At 73.2% G+C, this 21,762-nt stretch carries 24 protein-coding genes and 2 tRNA genes; 12 read left to right on the plus strand and 14 right to left on the minus strand.

Annotated elements, in window-relative coordinates:
* Window positions 1-3 precede the first annotated feature (3 nt).
* The 3 genes from V6D49_RS12825 to V6D49_RS12835 all read left to right on the plus strand — a co-directional run bounded on the left by V6D49_RS12825 (window position 4) and on the right by V6D49_RS12835 (window position 1,624).
* On the plus strand, window positions 4-630 hold the full coding sequence (locus V6D49_RS12825; protein WP_340559664.1) for a DUF3566 domain-containing protein: 627 nt from the start codon (window positions 4-6) through the stop codon (window positions 628-630).
* Between the two features lie 93 nt (window positions 631-723).
* Window positions 724-797, plus strand: a tRNA-Ile gene (locus V6D49_RS12830).
* A 554-nt stretch (window positions 798-1,351) separates the two neighbouring features.
* On the plus strand, window positions 1,352-1,624 hold the full coding sequence (locus V6D49_RS12835; RefSeq protein ID WP_340559666.1) for a helix-turn-helix transcriptional regulator: 273 nt from the start codon (window positions 1,352-1,354) through the stop codon (window positions 1,622-1,624).
* A 66-nt stretch (window positions 1,625-1,690) separates the two neighbouring features.
* Here the strand turns inward: V6D49_RS12835 and V6D49_RS12840 are convergent, their stop codons facing one another.
* From V6D49_RS12840 to V6D49_RS12850, 3 genes are read right to left on the minus strand one after another with little or no spacing between them, the layout of a single operon-like run.
* Window positions 1,691-1,906 carry a hypothetical protein gene (locus V6D49_RS12840; protein ID WP_340559668.1) on the minus strand — a complete coding sequence of 72 codons (216 nt, stop codon included), beginning with the start codon at window positions 1,904-1,906 and terminating at the stop codon, window positions 1,691-1,693.
* Between the two features lie 10 nt (window positions 1,907-1,916).
* Window positions 1,917-2,777, minus strand: a complete 861-nt coding sequence (locus V6D49_RS12845) for a hypothetical protein (RefSeq protein ID WP_340559669.1) — start codon at window positions 2,775-2,777, stop codon at window positions 1,917-1,919.
* On the minus strand, window positions 2,774-3,262 hold the full coding sequence (locus tag V6D49_RS12850; protein WP_340559670.1) for a hypothetical protein: 489 nt from the start codon (window positions 3,260-3,262) through the stop codon (window positions 2,774-2,776). Before V6D49_RS12850 ends, V6D49_RS12845 begins: the two co-directional genes overlap by 4 nt.
* A 236-nt stretch (window positions 3,263-3,498) precedes the next feature.
* Here V6D49_RS12850 and V6D49_RS12855 point away from each other — a divergent pair, with 236 nt between their 5' ends.
* Window positions 3,499-4,950, plus strand: a complete 1,452-nt coding sequence (locus V6D49_RS12855; protein ID WP_340559672.1) for a helix-turn-helix transcriptional regulator — start codon at window positions 3,499-3,501, stop codon at window positions 4,948-4,950.
* A 14-nt stretch (window positions 4,951-4,964) separates the two neighbouring features.
* A complete protein-coding gene (locus V6D49_RS12860; protein ID WP_340563943.1) occupies window positions 4,965-5,453 on the plus strand; it encodes a hypothetical protein in 489 nt (162 codons plus the stop codon).
* A gap of 205 nt (window positions 5,454-5,658) precedes the next feature.
* Here the strand turns inward: V6D49_RS12860 and V6D49_RS12865 are convergent, their stop codons facing one another.
* Window positions 5,659-6,312 (minus strand): hypothetical protein, encoded by a 654-nt coding sequence (locus V6D49_RS12865; RefSeq protein WP_340559674.1) that lies wholly within the window; start codon window positions 6,310-6,312, stop codon window positions 5,659-5,661.
* A 269-nt stretch (window positions 6,313-6,581) separates the two neighbouring features.
* On the opposite strand from V6D49_RS12865, the gene V6D49_RS12870 reads away from it, so the two are divergent.
* Together V6D49_RS12870 and V6D49_RS12875 are read left to right on the plus strand one after the other, a co-directional pair.
* The gene (locus tag V6D49_RS12870) at window positions 6,582-6,716 is read left to right on the plus strand and encodes a DLW-39 family protein (RefSeq protein WP_219092078.1); all 135 of its coding nucleotides are present in this window, start codon (window positions 6,582-6,584) and stop codon (window positions 6,714-6,716) included.
* 273 nt (window positions 6,717-6,989) lie between these two features.
* Window positions 6,990-8,381, plus strand: coding sequence for a hypothetical protein (locus V6D49_RS12875; protein ID WP_340559675.1), 1,392 nt, complete (start codon window positions 6,990-6,992; stop codon window positions 8,379-8,381).
* Window positions 8,382-8,425: 44 nt separating this feature from the next.
* On the opposite strand, the gene V6D49_RS12880 is transcribed toward V6D49_RS12875, so the two are convergent.
* Together V6D49_RS12880 and V6D49_RS12885 are read right to left on the minus strand one after the other, a co-directional pair.
* Entirely contained in the window at window positions 8,426-9,712 is a 1,287-nt protein-coding gene (locus tag V6D49_RS12880) for a serine/threonine-protein kinase (protein ID WP_340559676.1), read from the minus strand.
* A 30-nt stretch (window positions 9,713-9,742) separates the two neighbouring features.
* Complete coding sequence (locus tag V6D49_RS12885; protein WP_191211613.1) at window positions 9,743-10,291, minus strand: helix-turn-helix domain-containing protein; 549 nt, start codon at window positions 10,289-10,291, stop codon at window positions 9,743-9,745.
* 128 nt (window positions 10,292-10,419) lie between these two features.
* On the opposite strand from V6D49_RS12885, the gene V6D49_RS12890 reads away from it, so the two are divergent.
* The 4 genes from V6D49_RS12890 (at window position 10,420) to V6D49_RS12905 (ending at window position 14,499) form a co-directional block, all read left to right on the plus strand.
* Window positions 10,420-10,492: transfer RNA gene (locus V6D49_RS12890), tRNA-Ala, on the plus strand.
* A 130-nt stretch (window positions 10,493-10,622) separates the two neighbouring features.
* The gene (locus V6D49_RS12895) at window positions 10,623-11,207 is read left to right on the plus strand and encodes a TerD family protein (protein ID WP_340559677.1); all 585 of its coding nucleotides are present in this window, start codon (window positions 10,623-10,625) and stop codon (window positions 11,205-11,207) included.
* Between the two features lie 119 nt (window positions 11,208-11,326).
* Window positions 11,327-11,788, plus strand: a complete 462-nt coding sequence (locus V6D49_RS12900) for a hypothetical protein (RefSeq protein ID WP_340559679.1) — start codon at window positions 11,327-11,329, stop codon at window positions 11,786-11,788.
* Window positions 11,789-12,117: 329 nt separating this feature from the next.
* Window positions 12,118-14,499, plus strand: a complete 2,382-nt coding sequence (locus V6D49_RS12905; protein ID WP_340559681.1) for a SpoIIE family protein phosphatase — start codon at window positions 12,118-12,120, stop codon at window positions 14,497-14,499.
* A gap of 64 nt (window positions 14,500-14,563) precedes the next feature.
* Here V6D49_RS12905 and V6D49_RS12910 read toward each other — a convergent pair whose 3' ends face one another.
* The 8 genes from V6D49_RS12910 to V6D49_RS12945 all read right to left on the minus strand — a co-directional run bounded on the left by V6D49_RS12910 (window position 14,564) and on the right by V6D49_RS12945 (window position 20,400).
* Window positions 14,564-15,253: a DUF6230 family protein gene (locus V6D49_RS12910; RefSeq protein ID WP_340559682.1), complete on the minus strand. Its 690-nt coding sequence runs from the start codon at window positions 15,251-15,253 to the stop codon at window positions 14,564-14,566.
* Window positions 15,250-15,891: a hypothetical protein gene (locus V6D49_RS12915; RefSeq protein WP_340559684.1), complete on the minus strand. Its 642-nt coding sequence runs from the start codon at window positions 15,889-15,891 to the stop codon at window positions 15,250-15,252. The genes V6D49_RS12910 and V6D49_RS12915 overlap by 4 nt, the downstream gene beginning before the upstream one ends.
* The gene (locus V6D49_RS12920) at window positions 15,891-16,394 is read right to left on the minus strand and encodes a DUF6114 domain-containing protein (RefSeq protein ID WP_340559686.1); all 504 of its coding nucleotides are present in this window, start codon (window positions 16,392-16,394) and stop codon (window positions 15,891-15,893) included. Before V6D49_RS12920 ends, V6D49_RS12915 begins: the two co-directional genes overlap by 1 nt.
* Complete coding sequence (locus tag V6D49_RS12925) at window positions 16,388-17,212, minus strand: DUF6230 family protein (RefSeq protein WP_340559688.1); 825 nt, start codon at window positions 17,210-17,212, stop codon at window positions 16,388-16,390. The genes V6D49_RS12920 and V6D49_RS12925 overlap by 7 nt, the downstream gene beginning before the upstream one ends.
* 38 nt (window positions 17,213-17,250) lie before the next feature.
* Window positions 17,251-17,760, minus strand: coding sequence for a DUF6114 domain-containing protein (locus V6D49_RS12930; protein ID WP_340559689.1), 510 nt, complete (start codon window positions 17,758-17,760; stop codon window positions 17,251-17,253).
* A 110-nt stretch (window positions 17,761-17,870) separates the two neighbouring features.
* A complete protein-coding gene (locus V6D49_RS12935; RefSeq protein ID WP_340559691.1) occupies window positions 17,871-18,557 on the minus strand; it encodes a DUF6230 family protein in 687 nt (228 codons plus the stop codon).
* Between the two features lie 99 nt (window positions 18,558-18,656).
* Window positions 18,657-19,265, minus strand: a complete 609-nt coding sequence (lepB, locus tag V6D49_RS12940; RefSeq protein ID WP_340559693.1) for a signal peptidase I — start codon at window positions 19,263-19,265, stop codon at window positions 18,657-18,659.
* A 100-nt stretch (window positions 19,266-19,365) separates the two neighbouring features.
* Window positions 19,366-20,400 (minus strand): AraC family transcriptional regulator, encoded by a 1,035-nt coding sequence (locus V6D49_RS12945; RefSeq protein ID WP_340559694.1) that lies wholly within the window; start codon window positions 20,398-20,400, stop codon window positions 19,366-19,368.
* 167 nt (window positions 20,401-20,567) lie between these two features.
* Here V6D49_RS12945 and V6D49_RS12950 point away from each other — a divergent pair, with 167 nt between their 5' ends.
* Window positions 20,568-21,710, plus strand: a complete 1,143-nt coding sequence (locus tag V6D49_RS12950) for an acyl-CoA dehydrogenase family protein (protein ID WP_340559696.1) — start codon at window positions 20,568-20,570, stop codon at window positions 21,708-21,710.
* Window positions 21,711-21,762 lie beyond the last annotated feature (52 nt).

Here is a 21,762-nt window from a genome sequence, read left to right on the forward strand (position 1 = left end):
GGCGTGAGCGGTACCTCGGGCGGGGCGGAGCAGGGCGCGTCCCCTGGTGGCGGCCGCGGGCCCGCCGGTGGTCACGGACGTCACCCCGGTGGCGCGGGCGAGGGCACGAGCGGCGGCGGGACGCTGACGAGCGCGGCCCAGCCGCACCACCCGCCGCACGCCTACCCGGCGCCCGGGCACGGGCCCGGTGCCCCGCGCGCGTCCGCCGAAGCGCCGTCGGCCGTGCGGGTCCCCCGGACCGGGGCGCGCACCGTGCCCCGGACGCGCAAGGCGCGGCTGCGGGTGGCCAAGGCGGACCCGTGGTCGGTGATGAAGGTCAGCTTCCTGCTGTCCATCGCGCTGGGGATCTGCACGATCGTGGCGGTGGCCGTCCTGTGGATGGTCATGGACGCGATGGGCGTCTTCTCCACCCTGGGGAAGACGATCGCCGACGCGACGGCCTCGCCGGACGGCTCCGGGTTCGACCTGGAGGAGATGCTGTCGCTGCCGCGCGTGCTGCTGTTCACGGGCGTCATCGCGGCCATCGACGTGGTGCTGGCGACGGCTCTGGCGACGCTGGGGGCCTTCGTCTACAACCTGTCGGCCGGATTCGTGGGCGGTGTGGAGCTGACCCTCGCGGAGGACGAGTAAGCGCAGGTGGCCGGGCCCGTCCGGCTCAGCGGGCCCGGCCGCGTAACCGATTTTGGGCCGGCGCGGGAATGCGCTAATCTTTCCGTGCAGCGCGGGGCTATAGCTCAGACGGTTAGAGCGCTTCCCTGATAAGGAAGAGGCCACAGGTTCAAGTCCTGTTAGCCCCACAGTGGTAGACCGCAAGGTCAGACGCCCGGAACCTCCTCGGAGGGGCCGGGCGTTCTACATTGATCTACAGCTCAGAAGCCAACGTGAGTCCAAGAACGTGACCTCGGATCGCCTGGAGCGCCGGTACGCAGACGGATCGGTCTACTCGCTGTGGATTCCACGGCACGTTCGGTAGAGTGCCTGGTGGGGAGACGGCGCCTGGACCCTACGAGCCGCCGCCGTCTTGAGGCGCAACCCAGACCCGAGCCCGGGTCGGGGTATCGGGAGAGACCCCTTCCCGGAACGGACGCCCCCTGCCGCGATAGTCGGCGGGGGGCGTCTGCGTTGCACAGAGTAGACCGCCCCGACCCGAAGTCGGGCCGGGGCGGCTCGCCCTGGCGCGAACTTGCCAGGGCGCGGCGGCGCAGTGGAGGCGCATCACACTGCACCGCTCACCGCTGACTCGACCGTCAGCGGTGGTCCAAGGGGCGAGTCTCGACTCGATACCCCCGCGCAGAGATCGAAAACTGTCACATCCCAAGGCACTGACTTCGCGCCATGACCACCCAGAGCTTTGTCAGGTGTCCGCGCCTACCGACCCCACCCCGACCGGCTGCTCCAGTGGCGCCGCGAAGTCGGCGCGCGGGTGCGCGACTACCGGATGCTGCGCAACCTCACCCAGGAGGGCCTGGCCGGGCGCCTCGGCGTCGAGCGGCGCACCATCGTCCGCATCGAGCTCGGCACCACGTCACCGCCCCTCGACCGCATCCTCGCCGTCGCGGCCGCGCTCGACGCGGTACCGGCGGCGCTCATGCCGGGCTGGCCCGACCACACCTCGAGTGATTGACGGGCGCTCAGGTATATACCGTGGCCCGCTCGAAGCCCGCTCGACGACGAGCGCGGCCCGGAAGGTTCACGAGCCGGGAACGAGGAACCCGCGCCCCTGCACCGGATACCGCCGGTCGCTCGGCCGTACGGCCGCCAGGGCCTCCCCGGTGATGTCCCTGCCCTCGTCGTCGTGGACCAGCCACTCCCCGGCCGGGTCGCCGTCGTCAACCGCTACGGCCGTGCCGGGGCGGCCGCACAGGTTCAGAAGGCGTGCGAGCTGACGGGCTCGGAAGGCGTCCATGCGGCCTAGCCTATGGCCACTCGGGCTTGGGCATGGGCCGGATCGTGCAGGACGGGGCGTGCTGGCAGTTCGCCGCGACCGAGACGAGCACGTTCTCCGTGGGGTGCCCCCACAGCTCCGCGTCCACCTCGTACCCGGCCTCGGCGATCTTCTCCCGGGTGCGGTCGATGATGACCGGGTCGTAGTGCGTGGGGTCGTAGCCGGGGTAGTGGTGCACAAAGCTGCCGAGCTGGGTGCAGATGCGGGCGTAGACGGCCGAGTGCAGGAGCAGGGCGTGCCAGCCCTCATCCACCACCCGGGACGGCGCCAGGCCGACGCTGGGGTTCTTCGCACAGGCGACGACGAACTTCAGCGCCTCGTCCACGATCCGGCCGGCCATGGTCTCCGTCACGTCGGGGTTGTCGTTGAGGACGGTGGAACGGATTGAGGCGAACTCCTGCTGCGTCAGCAGGTCACGCAGGGCTGTGCTCATGCTTCTACCTCCGTTGTGATGATGGAACCCGCCGACCAGGCGGGGAGTCGGGCGGCACCCGGGGCAGGCCATCGGGAACCAGAAGGACACTGCGCCGTACCAGCGGACCCGTTGCGGAGGCACGTCCACCGCGCTGTCGTCCAGGTCGGCGCCGCAGTGGATGCAGGCGTCGCCACGCAACTGCTCGTCGGCCAAGCCCTTGCGACTGTGCCGCTCGTACGGCGGGCCCTGCGGCGGCGGACCGCCGGCCGCGGTGCGCACTGCGAACCAGGTCTGGTTCAGCGCCACTCTCTCGTCGCACAGGCCGCCGATGTGGCTGCACTTCGGGCAGTCGCGGGCGTGCCTGATCCAGTCGCCCCACGCCGCGTCTGCCAAGAGCTGGTCGGCCGTCAGCGTCATCGGATCAAGACCTCGGCCCGGCCCGGGCCGGGCGTGAGCCGAGGGGCGCAGTCCGGGCAGGCGTACACCGCCCGATCGGGCCCCGAGCTCATGGACTCCCAGCGCACTGGCACCGGCGCCCGAGTCGTGCGCTGACAACGGGTGCACAGCGCCGCCGCCGCGGGAACCCCGACGAGCCGCTCGGCCGCGACGGCGACGGCCTGCTGCAACAGGGCTCCGTCCGTCAGGTAACGGCTGGAGTTGGGTGGAATGAGCCAGTGCACCACACCGTCCACCGCGTTGAGCGACGGAACCTCGACGCTCGTGCCGACCGAGCACAGATGCCCCTCTGGGATGCGCGGCCACGCGGATACGGTCGCCGGAGGGACGAGCCAGCACCAGATACGGCTCGCATCGTCCGTGTACACACAGCCGGTGGCATGGCCAAGCTGCTCCAGCGCCAGCCACGCAATGTCGGCTGAGACGCGTACCGCATCCCAGTACACCCCCGCCCGCTGCTCCGTGGAGTCGCGGCCGGGCGGTGGGGACCAAGGCTGAGGAGGACTGGTGGGAGTCTGCACTGTATCCCTCGGCTCACGTTGGGTGACTACCTGTACTAGGAGCCTCGTCCGCCAGCGGCATTCCCGGGATGCCCAGCGGGAGTTACCGCCTCGGTAATACAGTCGTTGAACGTTGCGGAACGGGGATGCCCCGTGCCTAAGATCGCCAGGAAGTTGGCCCCATGGACGCCACCACCCCCGGCCCGCTCACCCCGGAAGTCCTCGACCGAGAAGACCTACGGCGAGCCCTCGCAGAGCACGACTTCGCGGCAGCCTTCACACTCATCAAGAAGTGGGGCGGACTCTCCCAGAACCGGATCGCCGCCGCCTGCCAGCTCACCCCCGGCAAGGTGTCCACCATCATCGCCGGACAGCAACAGATCACCAGCTTCGAAGTGGTCCGCCGCATCGCCGACGGACTCCGTATCCCCGGGCACCTCCTCGGCCTCGCACCCCGCCTATGGGAGCAGCAGCCGCCGCACAATCAGCAGACCCCGCCAGCGTCGTCCGGTGAAGGGCCAACCGAGGATGTGCCGTGGCGTACGGACGCCACAGTGCATCTGGCCACAGACCTGACGAGGAGCGATCTCGTGATGGACCGCCGCGCAGCAGCTCGCGCACTCACGAGCGCCGCCATCACCGGCACTGCTCTGCTTGACCCTCTGGAGGGCTGGCTACAGCCGGGATTCGGTGCCGACCCATCCCCGCGCAGGGGCCGCCTCGGAGCGCGGGACATAGACGAGTTGGAAGCGACTGCCCAGGCATTCCGGCGGTGGGACCACAAGTACGGTGGCGGCCTACGGCGCAAGGCCGTCCTCGGGCAGCTATCCGAGGTCGCCGCCCACCTTGAAGAGCATCAAAGCGACCATGTGGAACAGCGCCTGTACGGCGTCATGGCGCAACTCGCCGGCACCGCAGCGACGATGGCGTGGGACTCCGGCTTTCAGCGACGGGCCCAGGACTACTACCGGCTTGCGCTCAGAGCAGCGCACGCGGGGAACGACACCCCCTTCGGAGCCAACGTGCTCGCTGGCATGGCCCGGCAAATGCTCTGCCGGGACCGGCCGCAGGATGCGCTGGAGCTCGTGCGCCTCGCCCAAGATGGAACACGCGGGGCGGCGGGGCCGCGGCTGCGGGCAATGCTGCACACCCGGGAGGCGTGGGCGTACGCAGCCATGGGTCGTATCCCCGCGTTCCGGCGTGCAACCGAACAAGCCCGTGCCGCGCTGGCCGACGCGAAGCCGGGAGAAGAGCCCCACTGGATCGCCTACTTTGACGATGTCGAGTTGGCGGGCGTGACCGGCGGCCGACTGCTCGACCTCGCCCGGCAGGAACCCCGAACTCATGCCGACGCTGCCGCTGCCGAGATTCAGCGGGCCCTTGCTCGTCGCGGGCCGGAGGCAGCCCGCAGCCACGCCCTGGACTGGATCGGGCTCGCCGAGTGCTCCTTCCTCGCTGGTGACGTACACGCCGCTGTGCAACACACGAGGCACGCCGTCGCCGCCGCGCACACCACCCAGTCCGGTCGCGTCCGCACGCGACTCGGACAGCTCTATCCCTACACAGTGGGCCGATCGGTGACGCGAGACGTGCAAGAGGCCCGCGATATCATCCGCGACCTGCTGTCGAGCTGAGGAGAGGCACTGTGGTGACCACGCTTTCGGTGACCGGCCACATGGACCTGACCGACGAAACCGTGCCGCTTGTGCGCGACGCGCTCCGTGCACTCGTCGCCCAGCACCAAGGCGAACAGTTGGTGGGGGTGTCATGCATCGCTCGCGGCTCGGACACCCTCTTCGCGGAGGCCGTGTTGGAGGCCGGCGGTTCCCTCGTGGTCGTGATCCCATCGGAGGACTACCGGGAGCGGAAGGTCAAGCCGGACCACGCTCCCGTCTTCGACCGGCTGGCCGCGGCCGCGGGCGAGGTGCTGGTGATGCCGCATGCGACGGCTGACCGGGCGGCGTACGAGTCGGCGAACGCCGTACTCCTGGAGCGCGGGGAGCGACTGGTGGCTGTGTGGAATGGGCAGCCCCCGGGAGCGAAGGGCGGCGGCACGGCAGATGTCGTGGTTGCGGCTCGTGAGGCTGGGATGCCGGTCGATGTGGTGTGGCCGGAGGGCGCCGCGCGACGTAGCTGACGGCCGGGCCCCAACACGTGCGCGTAGCCCCCGCCTGCCCACGGCAGCAGCCCCCGGGCGGTGCGCTCCGGGGGCTGCGGTGTACTCCGGTAGTCAGCTGATGGTGTCCACCCACTGCGGGTCCTCGACTGACCAGTCGGCGGCCTCGTCCATGCGCGTCATGGTGACGGTCGCCTCCGACCCGACCATCCGGGGCGTTTCTGTGTCAGGGGCAGGACTCCTCGAACTTGACCACGTTCAACGTCACCGGCTCGCCGTCGAAGGGCGCGCCGGCGGCCGGCTCCTGGGAGCAGACCTGCCAGTTCGAGCCCACCAGGACCATCCGCTCCTCACCGGACGCGTCGTTCACGGTGATGGACGTGTTGTCAGGGAGGGCGTCGCGGGCGACGTTGGCGGACTCCCCGACCACGTCCGGCATCGTCCCCTCGGCGGCGTCGGGTCCCGTGCCGGTGGCGTCCCGCGCGGGGCAGTCCTCCTCCAGCTTCACCGTGCCGAAGTCCACCTCGACGTCGACGGGGTGCTCGCCGGCGCCCGGGGTCTGGAAGCACACCTTCCAGTTGCGGTCGAACGCCTGCATCCGGTCCCGCCCGGCCGAGTCGTGCGAGGTGAGGTCGGAGAAGCCCGCTTCCTGCGCGGCGTCCTGGGCCGCCTGGAGCCCCTTGCCGGTGAGGTCGGGCAGTGCGGCGGTCGCCGGGGTCTCGGTGGCGGGATCGTCCGGAGCGGGCTCCCCGGTCTCCCGCGTGTCCCGGGTCGGACCGGACGCCGCGTCGTCGCTCATGGCGTCCTCGGTGCAGCCGACGGCGGTGATGAGCGTTGCGGTGAGCACCGCGACGGCGGTGGCACGGATGCGGTGGTGCATGCGAGGTGACCTTTCGGCGGCAGCTGGACGCGTGGGGTGGCGAGGGGAAGACACCCGAGGAGGCCGGATGGTTGCACAGAGAGAGGGCGTCGCCACGGAACGGTGTGCGGGTGGAGCCCCTCCGACCACGACACCACGGCGGGCCGGGCCCGGCTCGACCGCCGCCCGGCGGCGAGGAGCGCGGCGTCGGTGCACGGCGGTGTTCTACCGGGGGGTTGTATCATCGGGCGCCAGTAGGGTCTGACGTCGTTGAAGGACGAGGTAACGCCGTGAAGAAGCTTCTCCTGTTCGCGCTTGCCGCCATCGGCGGACTCCTCGTGTACCGCCAGATTCAGGCGGACCGTGCCGAGCAGGACCTGTGGACGGAGGCCACCGACTCCGTGCCCGCGGGCACGGGTGTGTGAGCCGCTCCGCAGTCCGGTCAGTGTTCGGTTGAAAGCCCCGGCCCCGGCCGGGGCTTTTGCCGTCGCTGTTGCCCCACCGTGACGGCCCGCGCCTTGAACTGTGCAACGGCAAACTTTACCGTCGGGTGCGGGAGCCTCCGGGGCCGGTCATCGATGTGATGGGTAGTCAGTTTTTCGGGTCGGTGCCGGGCCGCGCGGTGCGGCGGGGGCCCGGACGGCGCTCGTGGTGGGTGGCCGATTAGCAGGAGCGACGAACAACGGGAGGGGCGGCGCATGGGGAAGCGGCGCGGGACGGGCGCGGGGGTCGCCGCCCTGGCTGGGCTGTGCGCCTCGGCGGTGCTGTCGGGCCCGGCGGTGGCGGCCGAGCAGGCCGAGGACGCCGGGGAGGCGCTGCCCACCTACGCCATGGCGGAGGACGCCAGGCCGGTGGAGGGCACGGCCAGCAGCTCCGGTGGGCCCGAGCTGGAGCCCGGGCTCTCCACGGACAGCATCGGGCCGGGCGAGGAGAGGTTCTACAGCGTCACGCTGGACGACACCTCGACCGTCTACCTGGCGGCCACTGCGGCGCCCAGGCCCGGGGCGGAGGTCCGGTCGTTCGGCGAGAAGCTGTCCATGCGGCTGCTGACGGTCGACGGCGACGAGTGCGACACCGCGGGCTCGGCGACGTTCGGCACCACCTCCGCGTACCCCGTCAGCGGTTACGCGGCACGCCGGGTCGGCGGTGGCATCGAGGAGTGCCAGGAGGCGGGCCCCTATCTGTTCCAGGTGGTGCGGGAGTCTCCGGAGGAGTCCGACCAGGCGCGGTGGCCCATCGAGATCGGCTACCACGTCGAGCCGGGGCTGGAGGGTGCCGTGCCCGGTCCACCGGGCGGCTCGGGGAGCGAGGAGCCGAAAGCGCCCACGCCACCGTCCGGAACGGCCCGGCAGGCCAAGGGCGGCACCGGCTTCAACGACGCCGGGGCGGTGGCCGACGGCGTGTGGCGGGACGGGATCAGGGCGGGCGAGTCGCGGTTCTACCGGGTGCCGGTGGACTGGGGGCAGCAGCTCTTCGCCCGGCTGGAGGTGCCGAACGCGGCGGCGGACGAGGACGGTTCGGCCGGGTTCGTGTCGGACGCCTTCTCGCTCCAGCTGTACAACCCGGCGCGCGCGGCCCTGTACGACAGCGACTTCGAGACGTACTCGGGCGAGCAGGCCGCGAGAAGCGTGGCCGGCGGCGCGGTCGACTACGGCAACCGTTTCGCCGACGAGGGCCGGGGCCGCAGCATCGCGGGCTGGCACTACCTCCAGGTGACCTTCCACCGGGACATGGACGCCCACTTTCCCGACGGTGCCGACGTGACGCTGCGGGTGACCGTCGACGGGGAGGCGCAGGAGGCGCCCGCGTACGTGAGCGACGTGTTGCCGGCCGGTTTCGGGGTCACGGACGCGGACCGGGAGGCGGCCGAGCAGGGCCTGACGGCGGCCGAGGCCCTCGCCCGGCGGGACGGCGGGCTGCGGCTGCTGGCCTACGGGGCCTTCGGCACGGGCACGGCGCTGCTGCTCGGCCTCGGCGCGTGGTGGCTGGTCGGCCGACAGCGCCCGGTCGCGTCCGGCGCGCCGCCGGTGGGCGCCGGGCCGGGCCACACTTTCCCGCCGCAGGGTTACGGTCCGCCCGGTACGCGCTGAGCGGCGCGACCCCGGAACCGGCTCGTGGCTGGCTCAGGACCGGCTCAGGACTGGGTGAGTGCCCAGACGCCCACGGCGAAGCACAGCAGCGCGAGGGCCAGGACGGGGACCGCCACCGTGGCGGGCGGTCCCGGGCGGCGCGCGAGGGGCGCGCTCGGCACCGCTGGGCCGAAGGCCTCCGCCGGGTGGGCGCCGGGCGCCGGGAAGGCGGAGGCGGGGAGCAGCGGCGTCGGGCTGGGGGTGACGGGGACGGGGACGGGGACGGGGGCGGACTGCCTCGGCTCCGGGTGCGCGGCCGGGTGCGCGGTCGGGGGCCGGACGGGCGTCGGCGGGGCCAGGTGGAAGCTGCCGGTCGTCGACGCGTCGGCCTGCGGAAGGGGCGGTGCCGGTGGCTCGTGCGCGGCCCCCGGCGAGGCGTGGGCGGCCGAGGCGTGGGCGGCGTGGGGGCCGTCGGCACCGTACCCCTGCGGCAGGGGGCCGATCTGGTCGAAGATCTCCACGGTGTCGGTGGTCCTGCCGAGCGGCAGGGTGACCCCCGCGTCCAGCAGCTCCAGTGCCCCGGCGAGGGCCTTGCGGGCTCCGGTGGCGGTGCGGAAGCGGGCGTGCGGGTCGGGCTGGAGGAGCCCGCCGAGGACCTGCCACAGCGGCTCGGGCACCCCGTCGGGGGCGTCGGGCATCCCGTGCTCGTAGGCCGTGAGCAGGGCCTGGGCGTCCGGTTTGCGGCCGGTCAGCAGGTAGAGGCCGACGAGCCCGACGGCGTAGAGGTCGGCGGGGAAGTCCGGCTCGGCGCCCAGCATCTGCTCGGGGGCGAAGTAGCCGGGGGTGCCGACGACGTAGGCGGTGTCGGTGAGCCGGGGCTCGCCCTTGCGCATGGCGATGCCGAAGTCGGACAGCCGCAGGTGCGGGCGGCCGGTGCCGGTGGCGTCGAGGAGGATGTTGGCGGGCTTGATGTCGCGGTGGACGACGTCCTCGGCGTGGACGGCGGTGAGGCCGGCGAGCAGCTGGTCCAGCAGGCCGCACACCAGGCGGGGCGGCAACGCGCCGTAGTCGCCGATGAGATGGGCGAGGGAGCCGCCGCGCACGAGGTCCATGGCGAACATGACCTGGTCGTCGTCGGCGGCCCAGCTCGTGGGGGCGAGCACGTGCGGGTGGTCGATGCGCAGGGCCTGTTCCCGCACGAAGCGCAACAGGGCGTGGGCGTCGCTCTGCTGAAGGACCTTCGCCGCCACATACCGCTTCCTGCGGTGGTCCCACGCCCGCCAGACGGCACCGGCGCCGCCCCGGCCGATCGGGTCCACCAGTTCGTACCGGCCAGCGAAGACCTCGCCCATCGTGCCGTGCCGCCCTCTCAGCTCCCGCGCTCAGCCCTGGTGGGCCTCGTAGTGCCTGACCGCGTCCGAGGTCTTGCCCGCCCCGTACACCTTGAGGAACTCTGCCAGCTCGGGGTGGGTTCCGGCGAGGGTCTGGGAGGCCTCCAGGATCTCCTGGGCGTCCGAGATGGCCCGCAGCAGGGACTGGATCTCGCGGACGGCGCGCTTGACGGTGTTCTGCTGACCCGACGTGGTGGTGCCGGCCGCTCCGCCCAGCACGCTCTGCCCGGCGGAGCGGCGGACCTCCTCCATGCGGCGGGTGGCGTCGGCGGCGCTGACCTGCCCGCTCGCCACCTCCCCGGCCAGCTCCTGCAGCGCCTGGACGCGCTGGACGACGGCCGGATTGCCGATCTTGGCCCGCTGTCCACTCATGAGCTGCGAGAGCATCGGGGCCGACAGGCCCAGCACGGTGGCCAGCCGCGCCTGGTTGAGGCCCAGGTCGTCGATCAGCCGTCGGAACAGCGTGCCCAGCGGTTCGCCGTACCAAGCGCTCTGCAGCTCCCGGGCCTTGGCCGTGGGGTCCTGCTGTGCTGCTTCCATGAGTCTCCCCTGTGTCTCCCCTGTCCGCTTCGCGCCAGCGAACTTGCGGTGCATCCTACGGAGCCGTGCCCTCCGGGGCGATACCCGGTCGGAATCGGACGGCCGGAGCGGGTACTCTGGTGGCCGACGGGGCCTTAGCTCAGTTGGTAGAGCGCTGTCTTTGCATGGCAGATGTCAGGGGTTCGACTCCCCTAGGCTCCACTCGGTCGATGCCCTCCGAGCTGCGGGAACGCGGTTGCGGAGGGCTTTGTCGTGGGCGCGGGTAACGCCGCTGCGCGGCTTAGGCACCCTCGGTGCGTCTCGGTTCCGTCGCCAAGAGGATGATCCAGGGATGATGACGCTCACGAAGGAAGACGGCCCGGCAGACATGACCGGGGTGACCCACCTGTCCCTTGGAGTGTCCTGGGACTTCACCGCGGGAAGCAGCGGTGGCGTGCTGGGCAAGCTCCGCCGCAAGACCGGGACCGACCTGGACCTGATCGCCATCGCGATGCACGGCGGGGACCCGGTGCGTCTTGCGGGCCTCGACTCGCTCGACCCGATGGGCAACGGCTCCCTCGTGCACAGCGGTGACAACCAGAGCGGGCACGGGGACGGGGACGACGAGACGGTGACCGTCGAGTTCGCCCGGATCCCGCACCACATCACGTCGATCGTGTTCGTCGCCGCCGCGTACAAGAAGGGCAGCGCCTTCCAGAAGGCGCGCAACGTCAGCTTCAAGGTCTACGACGGGACCGGGGGCAGCTCGCAGCAGGTCGCCGACATCTGGCCGAGCCTGCTCAGCAAGGACAACGGCTGCGCGGTGGCCAAGGCGGTGCGCATCGGCGACGGTTGGAAGCTTCAGGTCATCAACGAGACGGGCAAGATCAAGCAGGGCGACGAGCACGACCTGATGCGCTTCGCGACCAGCAAGTGACAGCGGTGCCGTCACGTCGGTGAGCAGTGGCGGGTGCTGCGGGGAGGAGCGCGAGGTGGGGTTCCCACAACTCCCCGCAGCCGTCCACCGGGTGTGTCGGGATGGCAGGATGCCGGAGCATGGCGAGCAGAGAGGACAGCGACGAGTCCTACGTCGTCGGGCTGTGCGACCGGATCCTCGGCGAGAGCGCACTGACGCAGCACCGCTTCGACTGGCTGCTGGGCGACCCGGGCGCCGGGGGCCGACGGGTCAGGCTGCCGGTCGACGCCTACTGGCCGGGCCGACGGCTCGTGGTCGAGTACCGCGAGCTGCAGCATGACCGGCCGATGCCGCACTTCGACAAGCCGGACCGGCTCACCGTGAGCGGCGTGCACCGGGGCGAGCAGCGGGCCCTGTACGACGCCCGGCGCGAGGAGCTGATCCCCGCGCACGGGCTGCGGCTGGTCATCGTCCGTCCGGCGGACCTGGTGGCGGACGGCCGGGGGCGCCTGCGCCGCGACGAGGCGGCCGACCTGGCGGCGCTGGAGGCGATCCTGGCCCCCGGCCGGGACGGTGAGCGGGACGGCACCGCCCACGTCTGACCGCCGGGGCCCTGCGCCCGGGACGGGAGAACGCGCCTCCCGGCGGCCGGGCCGCCACCGGCGCACGCCCGGACGGCAGGCACGCCGCCGCGTTCCCGTGGTGGGCGAAGAACCGGCTCGGCACGCCGACGAGATCGGGCAGCGCGACGGTGCGCCCGAAGCGACGTCGTCGGGAGGGGGCGTGCGGTATCGCCGGTCACTCGCGCGGGCCGTCCGGGAGGCGGGGCCCCGGGGCCCGTGGGAGCCTCGAACGGAAGCGATGGCCGCCTCCCGTTCCCGTCCCCCTCGGGGCGGAGGCGCCTGGACCCGCCTCGCCGGAGCGCAGTGGTATGGATGGTGACAGCTCGTTCCTCTCCTCACCGGAGTCGGCGGAGCCGCGCGAGAACGCGTACCTGGTGTTCGACGAGGAGGGGGTCGTCACCGGGTGGAGCCCGCCGGTCGGCCCGCTGCTCGGGTACCCCACGGCGCGGCTGCGGACGCTGCGGGTCCGGGATCTCGTCGACGACGCCGTGGCGGCGCGGCTGCTCACGCACGGGGACGGTGAGCCCGACCCGGCAGCCGTGCCCGTCCCCGTCCGGTGTGCGGACGGGGGCCGCGTCGAGCTGGTGCTGCGACCGCACCGCGTCCGGGTCGGGGCGGACGCCTGGCAGTCGCTGGTGGAGCTGGAGGATCCGGAGCTGGTGCGCCGGCGCTACTTCCGCGACGCCGTGCTCCGCGGCCTGTTCGCCAGGTCGCCGTTCATCATCGACGTCTTCGACGACCGGCTCCGCTTCCTCGCCCAGAACCACTCGCAGATCCGCCCGCACGGCTCGGCGTCCCGGGTGGTGGGCCTCACCATGCGGGAGGCCGCTCCGGGGGGCCACCTGGACTACGACGCGTTCGAGGAGCGTCAGCGGCGCGTGCTGGAGACCGGGGAGCCGCAGATCGCGGGGGAGATCCGGGGGCGGCTGCCGGGCGAGCACGATCGTGAGGTCGTCTACTCGGAGACGATCGCCCCGCTGCGTGACGCGTCGGGTGCGGTGATCGCGCTGCTCCACCTGGTGCTGGACACCACGGACCGGGTCCATGCCCGCGAGCGCCTCGCGCTGGTGAACGAGGCCAGCGGGAAGATGGGCACGACCCTCGACGTGACGCGGACCGCGCGGGAGATCGCCGAGGCCGTCGTGCCGGGCTTCGCCGATCTCGCCTGCGTCGACCTGCTGGAGCCCGGGGACGGGACCGGGGAGGCCGCACTGACCCGGCGGGCGACCGCCGGGGCCGCCGGAAACGCCGGGGAGCCCGGTGCGTCGCTGCCGCTCCCCCCGCTCCCGCTGGCCCTGCGGGCCCTGCACGACGGTGGGCCGCTGCTCCTGACCGGGGAGCGCCTCGCCGCCGAGCTCGCCCCGACGGGCCGCGCCGCGGGGGAGGACGGGCCGCACTCGTGGCTGCTGGTGCCGATGCGGGCGCGGGGCGAGTCGCTGGGCGTCGTGGGCTTCGCCCGGTCGCGCTGGTCGCCGCTCTTCGAGCCCGACGACGTCCTGCTCGCGGAGGAGCTGGCGGCCCGGGCGGGGGCCAGTGTGGACAACGCCGTGCGGTACTCGCAGGAGCGGGCCACGGCGCTGGCGTTGCAGCGCAGCCTGCTCCCCCAGCGCTTCCCGGACGTGCTGACGCTGGAGTCGGCCTCGCGCTACCTGCCGTCCTCGGGGCAGCCGATGCCGGGGGGTGCGTGGTTCGACGTGCTGCGGCTCTCCAGCGCCCGCATCGGCCTGGTCGTGGGCAGCGCGCCCGGCACGGGCCTGGCCTCGGCCGTCACCATGGGCCGGGTCCGTACGGCCGTCCGCACCCTCGCGGACCTCGACCTGCCGCCGGACGAACTGCTCTCGCAGCTGGACGACCAGGTGCGGCGGCAGCAGGAGGAGCTGGCCGAGGGCGCCAGCAGTGCGGCGGGGACGACCTGCGTGTACGCGGTGATCGACCCGGTGGCCAGGAGTTGCACGCTGGCCACCGCGGGGCACCCGGCCCCCGTCCTGGTGCCGCGAGGCGGGGCGCCCGGACGGGTCGACGTGCCGTCGGCCCCGGCCCTCGGAACCGGTGCCCCGCTGTTCGAGAGCCGGACGCTGCCGCTGGACGAGGGCGACGTCCTGCTGCTGCACACCGGCCCGGCCCCGGAGCGGGCGGCTCCGGACGCGTGGGCCGACGCGGTCGGCGCGTTTCTCGACGGGCTCCGGACGTCGGCGGGGCCCGGGGACGACGGCCCGGAGCCCACCCTCGACGCCCTGTGCGACGCCGTGCTGGCCCGCCTCGGGCCGACGGAGCTCGGGACGGACCTGGCCCTGCTGTCCGTGCGCGCGCACCCGCTGCCCGAGGACCGCCACGCCGCCTGGGAGCTGCCCGTCGACCCGCGTTCGGTGGGGCGTGCCCGCGAACTGACGGCACAGCAGCTGACCCGGTGGTCGATGGAGGAGCTCGTCCCGACCACGGAGCTGCTGGTCAGCGAGCTGGTGACCAACGCCGTCCGGTACGGCGCCCCGCCGCTGCGCCTGCAGCTGATCTGGGGGCGGACGCTGGTCTGCGAGGTGTGGGACGGCAGCAGCACCGCCCCCCACGTGCGGCGGGCCCTCGACACGGACGAGGGCGGGCGCGGGCTGTTCATGGTCGCCCAGCTCGCCGAGTTGTGGGGGACGCGCTACGGGCCGCGCGGGAAGGTCATCTGGGCGGAGGAGGCCCTCTGACGCGGCCCCCGCCTGACGCCGGGCCCCCTCCGGCGTCAGGCCCGGCGTCAGGCCCGGCCCGGCGTCAGGGGGTGCCGACGGGCGGCGCCGGTGCGGGGCAGGCGACGTCGCCGGGGCGCACGCTGAGGTTGAGGTGCGGTGTGGTGAGGAGGCCGGGGATCTGGATGTCCTGGACGGTTCCGGTGATGCCGTCGAACTTCGCGTAGCCGGCCTGGATGCCGAAGCGGTGCTCGGGGGCGCCCAGCGGGTTGTCCACGGGGTTCCCCGCCTCGTCGTCGACGGTGGTGACATCGGCGCCGTCGACGTTGAGGTCGACGACGCCGTCCATGTCCAGGACGCCCGTGGCCTCGCGGACGTCCAGCACGGTGTTCTGCGTGGTGATCTCCCACGAGGCGGGGTCGTCGTCGCCGAGGGTGAACAGGAGCGTGTAGGTCGCCCCCATGATCTCCTGCTGCTGGCTCAGACACAGGCCGTTGATGACGCCGTCGGCGAAGCCCATGCGCAGGACGCGGACGGTGCCGGTCGTGCCGTCCGGCCGGGTGTGGGGCACGTCGACGACGGCGGCGCCGTACTGCGTGCCGTAGACGCTGCTGGTCGCCAGGCGCAGGGGCCGGTCCTGGATCTTCAGGTCGAGCGCCAGCGCGCCGGACGTCATGGCGCCGCCGAGGCCGCCGGCCGTCAGCAGGGCGGGGAGGGCGACGAGCGCGCCGCGCCGCCAGTGGGTGCGCCCTTCGGGCAGTGCGCGGAGGGTCATGGGGCCGTCACCGTGATCGTTCCGGGGAGGTGGATCGGGTTGTCGGTGTTGCTGATCCCGGCCTGTTCGTCGATGGTCCGGATGGCGTAGATCCGGCCCTCGAAGTCCTCGGCGCCGGCGGTCAGCGGGATGAGGGAGCCGAAGAGGTTCAGCAGCCCCTGGACGCCGCAGATCCTGACCAGCACGCGGACGCAGATGTCGGTGATGTCGCCCCACATGACGGTGGTCTGCGGGTTGCCCTGGTCGTCGGCACCGCCGAGCGAGCCCTCCTCGGGCACGTCGATGACGACGGTGTGGCCGTCGGCGCGCTGCGTGACGTTCATGTGGTGGCGGATCGTCAGCTTCTTGAACGTGTACTGCGTCGTGGTCACCTCCGTTCCGTCCGAGAGCCGGATGCGGACGCCGGTCCGCACGCTCAGGGACTGGGCGAGCAGCCGGTCGATGCGGACGTCGAGTGGGTCGGGCGAGGGGAGGAACGGGACGCCCAGCGGAGGGTGTTCGGCCGCGACGGGACCGGCCGCCGCACCCTCCCGTCCGGGCAGGACCGCCGTGGCCACGGCGACGAGCAGGGCGAGCGCGACGGCCAGGGCGCGTCGGGCGCGGCGCCCGGGGCCGGGCCCGTACGTGCGCGCGCCCATCACGCACCGTCCGCCGGGTCCGGGGCGGGCCGACGGCGGTGCCGAGGCGGCCGCTTGGGGCCCCAGCCGACCATCATCGAGCCGCCCAGCACGCCGAGGGCCATGCCGACGACGAAGCCGCCGAGGTTGGACGTCACCAGCGAGACGACGGCGAGCACGGCCCCGATGAGGCCGAAGGTCCAGCGCTGCGCGGGCAGGGCGAGCGGGATGAGCCCGGAGAGGATCATGCCGCCCCCGACGAGGTACCCCGCCACGCCGCCGAAGCCGGTGGTGACGATGAGCTGGAGGGAGCTGAGGGAGAACTTCAGGACCGTCCAGCCCCCGGCGACGAGCCACACACAGCCCCAGAACGGGCGGGTGCGGCGGAAGGCGCCGAACCAGACCCACAGGGCGCGCAGGGCGTGACCGGCCGCGCGGGCCCGACGCCGAGCGCCGGGGCGCGCGGCGGGGTCGGTACCGGGGTCGGTGGTGGGGTCGGTCGCGGCCGTGGCACCGGTCAGCATGTCGTCGCCTTCCCGCCGACGACCTTCAGCGTCAGCTGCGGCAGGGCGAGGGAGCCCGCGATCTCGGCGTCGTAGGCGGTGGCGTCGAGGCCGTGGAGTTCGACGGAGCTGCCGCCGTCCTCGCCCGTGGAGCCGAGGCCGAACGCGCCGGGCCGGGCCCCGGTCAGCGGCTTGCCGTCCACGAGCACCTGGTCCGCCGACTGCCCGATGACCGCGTTCTCCAGGGTGGTGACGCCCGAGGAGTTGAGCTCGACGGCCTGGAGGTAGAGGTTCGACGCGTCGATGTCGGGGGTGAACTCGGCCGGCGCGCCGTCCTGGACGTCCTGGCCGGCCGTCAGCAGCAGCGAGTACGGGACGCCCGCGATCTCCTGGTGGACGATCGCGCACAGCCCGGCGAGACCGGCGCTCGCGAAGCCGACGCGGGTCATGCCGGTGTCCGTGGAGGTGGTGCCGTCGGGGTGGCCGACCGGCGGGGTGTTGACGATCGCGCCGAAGCCCAGCCCGGAGACGCCGTTGGAGGTCAGGGAGAAGGGCTGATCGGTGACGTTGAACGTGGCGGCGAGGGCGCCCTGGGTCAGGGCGGTGGCCAGCGCGCCGACGGCGAGGGCCGCCGGGACGAAGGCGAGCGCGCCGCGTCCCCACCGGGTGCCGCGCCGGGTGCCGTCCTCGGCCTCGGCCAGCATGCGCCGGTTCCAGGACGCCACGCCCTCGGCGCCGGTGGCGGGCAGCCTGCGGAGGGCGCCGAGGGTTCCGAGGGCGACACGCCGGTGGGCTCCGCGTCGGCGCGGAGCGGTGAGGGAGGGCGGGGGAAGGGTCATGGCCGTCTGCTCCGTGGGTGGGCGGTGGGCGGGGGCGGTCACGGCGTGCCCGGCGCTTCGGCGGGCTCCGCCGCCGGGAGGCGCCGGAGGCGGCGCCACCGGCGGGCGGGCCGCTCGGGCAGCCAGCCGAAGGCCATCGACCCCCCGAGGACCGCGAGGACCATGCCGACGACGAAGCCGCCGAGGTTGGACAGCGGGAAGGACGCGACCCCGGCGATCACCGCGATGACTCCCGCGGTGTGCCGCTGGCCGGGCATCAGGAGGATGAGCAGGGCCATGGCCATGAGGAGCACGCCACCGGCCATGCCGGCGATGCCGCCGACACCGACCTGGAGGATCTTCCCGAGCGGCGCCATGGGCAGGAAGAAGATGACGAAGCCGCCGAGCCCCGTCCACAGCGCGCCCCAGAAGGGGCGGACGCGGCGCCACCGGCGGAAGGCCGTGCGGGCCCGGCGCAGCGGCGAGCGGGACGTCCGGGGGCGTGCGGCCCCGCGGGCGCCCGGGCCGGGCGCGTCGGGGGAGGGGGTGGGAGCCGGGTCGGTCGTCATGGCGGCCTCGCAGGAGAGCGGGAGGGTCGTCGGTGCGACGTGCGACGTGCGACGTGCGACGTGCGGGGTGGGGCCCGGTCGGCCTGGCCCCACCCCGCACGCCACCCGCGTCAGCCTTCGCAGCCCTGGTCGCCGTGCTTGATGCCGATGGAGAGGTCCGGCAGCGTGATCGCGCCGGAGATGGTGGCGCCGTTCGCGTCGGCGGCCAGGTCGGCCAGGTCGGTCCGGCCGCCGGTGGCGTCCAGGCCGAACTGGCCGGGGGTGCCGCCGGTGAGACCGGTGTCCTTGATGTTCTCGCTGTCAGCGGCGGCGCCGATGGTGTTGGGCGTGACATCGCTGGCGTTCAGCGTGGCGGTGGCGGCGCCCACGGCCTGGGCGTCCAGGACGAGCTTGTTGGCCTGGAGGCCGTCACCGCCGGCCAGCTGTTCGGGCGTCAGGGGGGTCTGTGCCGCCGGGGAGTGGATGTTCAGCGACCAGGTGCCGAGGTCGCCGATGACCGGCAGGTTCACCGACTGGGTCGCGTGGACGCAGATGCCGTCCAGCCCGGCCCGGGGGATGCCGACCTGGGCCACGGCCTTCTCGCCGCCCGCGTCGACGGAGTTCATGATCGCGCCGATGCCGTCGGGGGCGGCCACGGTCTTGGAGCTGAGGGTGAACGGGACGCTCGTGAGCGACAGGTTCGCCGCGAGGGCGCCCTGCACCATGGCGGCCGTCATGGCGCCGACGGCGATGCCGGCCGGCAGGGCGAGCGCGGCCGATCTGCGCCAGCGGGTGACTCCTCTGACCGATTCCTTCATGGGGTTCTCCAACCGTCGTCCCCGCGCTCGGTGCGCAGGGGGGGAGTGGGTCCGGCCGTGGGGCTCCGGGTGGGGACCGCCCCGGTGCGGGGCGGATGTTCAGGGGCCGTCGCCCGGCACCTCCGTCAGGTGCGGGCGGTTGCCGATGCCGTGCGGGGCGGACGGCGGCCAGACGCGCGCGCCGACCCGTCCGGCGACGTCCTCCAGGCGTCCCCACCCGTAGACGCGGGAGTCGTCGGAGACGTCGGGGTTGTCGCCCAGGAAGAAGAACCGGCCCGGCGGGACGGTCCGCATGCGGGGCGCGGCCGAGCGGGTGCCGTCCGCCCGGCAGCAGTTGCCGGTGCGCCCGGCGCGGTCGCTCCAGGCGTCCGACGCCACCCGGTGGAGGCGGTCGTCGCCCGCCGTCCTGAGCAGCACCTCGAAGGGGTCCTGCGGGGTGGAGACGATGCCGACGCGATCGCCCGGCAGCGCGATGACGCGCTTGACGATGAGCACGTCCGTGCGGGGCCGGTGCATCAGGACGAGGTCGAACCGGCGGACGTCGTCGGCCGAGCCGGGGGCGGCGAGCAGCCGCTCGCCGTCGTGCAGGGTCGGTGCCATGCTGGCGCCCTCGACGCGCACGCTCAGCGCGGTGACGCCGACGGCCGTGCCGCCGCTCAGGACCGTGAGCACGGCGAGCAGCGCGACGAGGAACCGGCGCGGTCTCATCCGGCCGTTCCGTCCGGTGCGGACCGGGGGTCGGACATCGGTGCTGTGGTCATGACGGGACCGTAGGGAGCGATCCACGCGGCTTCTGTGACCGTACCGCTCAGTTTCGTTGACCGTGCCCGAGTCGGTAGCTGCGGGGCGTGGCGCCCGTCCAGCGGCGGAAGGCCCGGTGGAAGGCGCTGGGTTCGGAGAAGCCGAGCTGCTGGGAGAGCGCCTCGATGGAGACGCGACCGGAGGCGAGGACGGCGATCGCGTGGTCCCGCCGGAGCCGGTCCCGGACCTGCTGGAACGACGTCCCCTCGGCGGCCAGTTGACGGCGCAGCGTCTGCGGGCTGACGGACAGCCGGGCGGCGATCTGCTCGGGGGTGGGCAGCGGCCCGGGCAGGGCGTGCCCGAGGAGGCGGCGGACGCGGGCGGACACGGTCGCGGCGTAGTCGAGGCGGGCGAGGACGTCCACGGGCGCGCGGCGCAGGAACGTCCGCAACCCCTCCGCGTCCTGGAGCACCGGCTCGTCCAGGAGAGCGCGGTCGAAGACGATGGCGGTGCGCGGCGTGCCGAAGACGCAGGGGGCACCGAAGAGCAGGTCGTACTCCAGCGCGTGGGCGGGCGCGGGGTAGGAGAACTCGGCACGGCGGAGCACGATCCGGCGCCGGAGCAGCCAGCCGGCGAAGCGGTGCCCGACGACCGTGGTGCCCTCCGAGCCGAAGTGTGCCGGGCCGTCGCAGTCGGCCACGTCGAACTCCACGGCCGCCTCGTCCCGCGCGCCTCCGGGTTCGACCAGCCGCAGCCGGGGGCCGGCCGGGAAGAGGTCGTAGAACTCCTGGCAGCGGCGCAGGGCGGCCCGCAGGTCGCGGCTGCCGTGCACGCCGTCGTACACGACGACCCGGCACATCATGGCGAACGTCCCCACCTTGAAGGGGATCGGCCCGAAGCCCAGCAGTTCGTCGTCGAGGGCGGTCCACAGTGCCTTGACGAGCAGGGCGAACTGGGCGGGCGACACCCGCGCGCGGTCGTCGTCGAGCAGCTCCGGCGCGATGCCGGCCCGGCGCAGGACGGGTTCCGTGGAGAGGTTCCGCCGCTCGGCGCCGTGCAGGACGGCGCGGACGTGGTGGACGCTCACCGAGCGCGTCACCACCGCGGCCTCCCCGGCACGGTGGCGCCCGGGTCACGCGGGGCGAGCGGTGGGGTCATGGCCGGGGCCGGGGTGCCGCGGTGATGCTGGGGAGCACCGGTGGGCGCGCCCGCCGGCCGTCCGCGCCCGCGCCCACGCCCGTGCCCCCCTCCGACAGGAAGAGCCCCACCATGGACAGCGAGCTGTACACCGCCGACCACGACAGCTTCCGCGAGACCGTCCGCGCCTTCATGGAGCGGCACGTCGTCCCGTTCCACGACACGTGGGAGACGGAGGGCATCGTCCCGCGCGAGGTGTGGGTGGCGGCCGGGAAGCTCGGGCTGCTGGGTACCGACGTGCCGGAGGCCCACGGTGGCGGCGGGGTCGCGGACTTCCGGTACAACGCGGTCGTCAGCGAGGAGATCGTGCGGGCGGGCGCCTCGGGCGTCGGCTTCACGTTGCACAACGACGTCGTCGCGCCGTACCTGCTGCGGCTGACGACGGAGGAGCAGAAGCGCCGCTGGCTGCCGGGCTTCTGCTCGGGGGAGCTGATCACGGCCATCGCCATGACGGAGCCCGGCGCGGGCAGCGACCTGCAGAACATCCGCACCACGGCCGTGCGCGACGGCGACCACTACGTCGTGAGCGGGTCGAAGACGTTCATCACCAACGGGATCAACGCCGACCTCGTGCTCGTCGTGGTGAAGACGGACCCGGAGCAGGGCGCGCACGGCACCAGCCTCCTCGCCGTCGAGCGGGGCATGCCCGGCTTCGAGCGGGGCCGCAACCTGGACAAGATCGGCCTGAAGGCGCAGGACACCGCCGAGCTGTTCTTCGACGACGTCCGGGTGCCGGTGGCGAACCTGATCGGCGAGGAGAACAAGGGCTTCGTCCACCTCATGGACGCCCTGCCGCAGGAGCGGCTGTCGATCGCCGTCGTCGCCGTGGCGGTGTGCGAGCAGGTCCTGGAGGCGACGCTCGCCTACTGCAAGGAGCGGACGGCCTTCAACCGGCCCATCGGCTCCTTCCAGGCGAACCGCTTCACGCTGGCCGAACTGGCCACCGAGATCACGATCGCGCGCACCTTCCTGGACCGCTGCGTCACGCTGCACAACGCGGGCGGGCTGAGCGTCCCGGACGCCGCGATGGCCAAGTGGTGGACGACGGAGCTGCAGAAGCGGACCGTCGACACCTGCCTCCAGTTGCACGGCGGCTACGGCTTCATGTCCGAGTACCCCGTCGCGAAGGCGTTCCTGGACAGCCGGGTGCAGACCATCTACGGGGGCACGACGGAGGTCATGAAGGAGATCATCGGGCGCTTCCTCGGTCTGTGAGGGACGCCCGCCCGCCCGGGGCGTCGCGTCCACGGCGCGCAGCACGGCGTCG

Source organism: Streptomyces sp. GSL17-111 (assembly GCF_037911585.1).
Classification (GTDB): domain Bacteria; phylum Actinomycetota; class Actinomycetes; order Streptomycetales; family Streptomycetaceae; genus Streptomyces.

Excerpts from the sequence above, each read along its gene's own strand:
- V6D49_RS12840 (WP_340559668.1), bottom strand. The coding sequence starts at position 1,906 with ATGGACGCCTTCCGAGCCCGTCAGCTCGCACGCCTTCTGAACCTGTGC.
- V6D49_RS12845 (WP_340559669.1), bottom strand. The coding sequence starts at position 2,777 with ATGACGCTGACGGCCGACCAGCTCTTGGCAGACGCGGCGTGGGGCGAC.
- V6D49_RS12855 (WP_340559672.1), top strand. The coding sequence starts at position 3,499 with ATGGACGCCACCACCCCCGGCCCGCTCACCCCGGAAGTCCTCGACCGA.
- V6D49_RS12865 (WP_340559674.1), bottom strand. The coding sequence starts at position 6,312 with ATGCACCACCGCATCCGTGCCACCGCCGTCGCGGTGCTCACCGCAACG.
- V6D49_RS12875 (WP_340559675.1), top strand. The coding sequence starts at position 6,990 with ATGGGGAAGCGGCGCGGGACGGGCGCGGGGGTCGCCGCCCTGGCTGGG.
- V6D49_RS12880 (WP_340559676.1), bottom strand. The coding sequence starts at position 9,712 with ATGGGCGAGGTCTTCGCTGGCCGGTACGAACTGGTGGACCCGATCGGC.
- V6D49_RS12885 (WP_191211613.1), bottom strand. The coding sequence starts at position 10,291 with ATGGAAGCAGCACAGCAGGACCCCACGGCCAAGGCCCGGGAGCTGCAG.
- V6D49_RS12895 (WP_340559677.1), top strand. The coding sequence starts at position 10,623 with ATGATGACGCTCACGAAGGAAGACGGCCCGGCAGACATGACCGGGGTG.
- V6D49_RS12900 (WP_340559679.1), top strand. The coding sequence starts at position 11,327 with ATGGCGAGCAGAGAGGACAGCGACGAGTCCTACGTCGTCGGGCTGTGC.
- V6D49_RS12905 (WP_340559681.1), top strand. The coding sequence starts at position 12,118 with ATGGATGGTGACAGCTCGTTCCTCTCCTCACCGGAGTCGGCGGAGCCG.
- V6D49_RS12910 (WP_340559682.1), bottom strand. The coding sequence starts at position 15,253 with ATGACCCTCCGCGCACTGCCCGAAGGGCGCACCCACTGGCGGCGCGGC.
- V6D49_RS12915 (WP_340559684.1), bottom strand. The coding sequence starts at position 15,891 with ATGGGCGCGCGCACGTACGGGCCCGGCCCCGGGCGCCGCGCCCGACGC.
- V6D49_RS12920 (WP_340559686.1), bottom strand. The coding sequence starts at position 16,394 with ATGCTGACCGGTGCCACGGCCGCGACCGACCCCACCACCGACCCCGGT.
- V6D49_RS12925 (WP_340559688.1), bottom strand. The coding sequence starts at position 17,212 with ATGACCCTTCCCCCGCCCTCCCTCACCGCTCCGCGCCGACGCGGAGCC.
- V6D49_RS12930 (WP_340559689.1), bottom strand. The coding sequence starts at position 17,760 with ATGACGACCGACCCGGCTCCCACCCCCTCCCCCGACGCGCCCGGCCCG.
- V6D49_RS12935 (WP_340559691.1), bottom strand. The coding sequence starts at position 18,557 with ATGAAGGAATCGGTCAGAGGAGTCACCCGCTGGCGCAGATCGGCCGCG.
- lepB (WP_340559693.1), bottom strand. The coding sequence starts at position 19,265 with ATGAGACCGCGCCGGTTCCTCGTCGCGCTGCTCGCCGTGCTCACGGTC.
- V6D49_RS12950 (WP_340559696.1), top strand. The coding sequence starts at position 20,568 with ATGGACAGCGAGCTGTACACCGCCGACCACGACAGCTTCCGCGAGACC.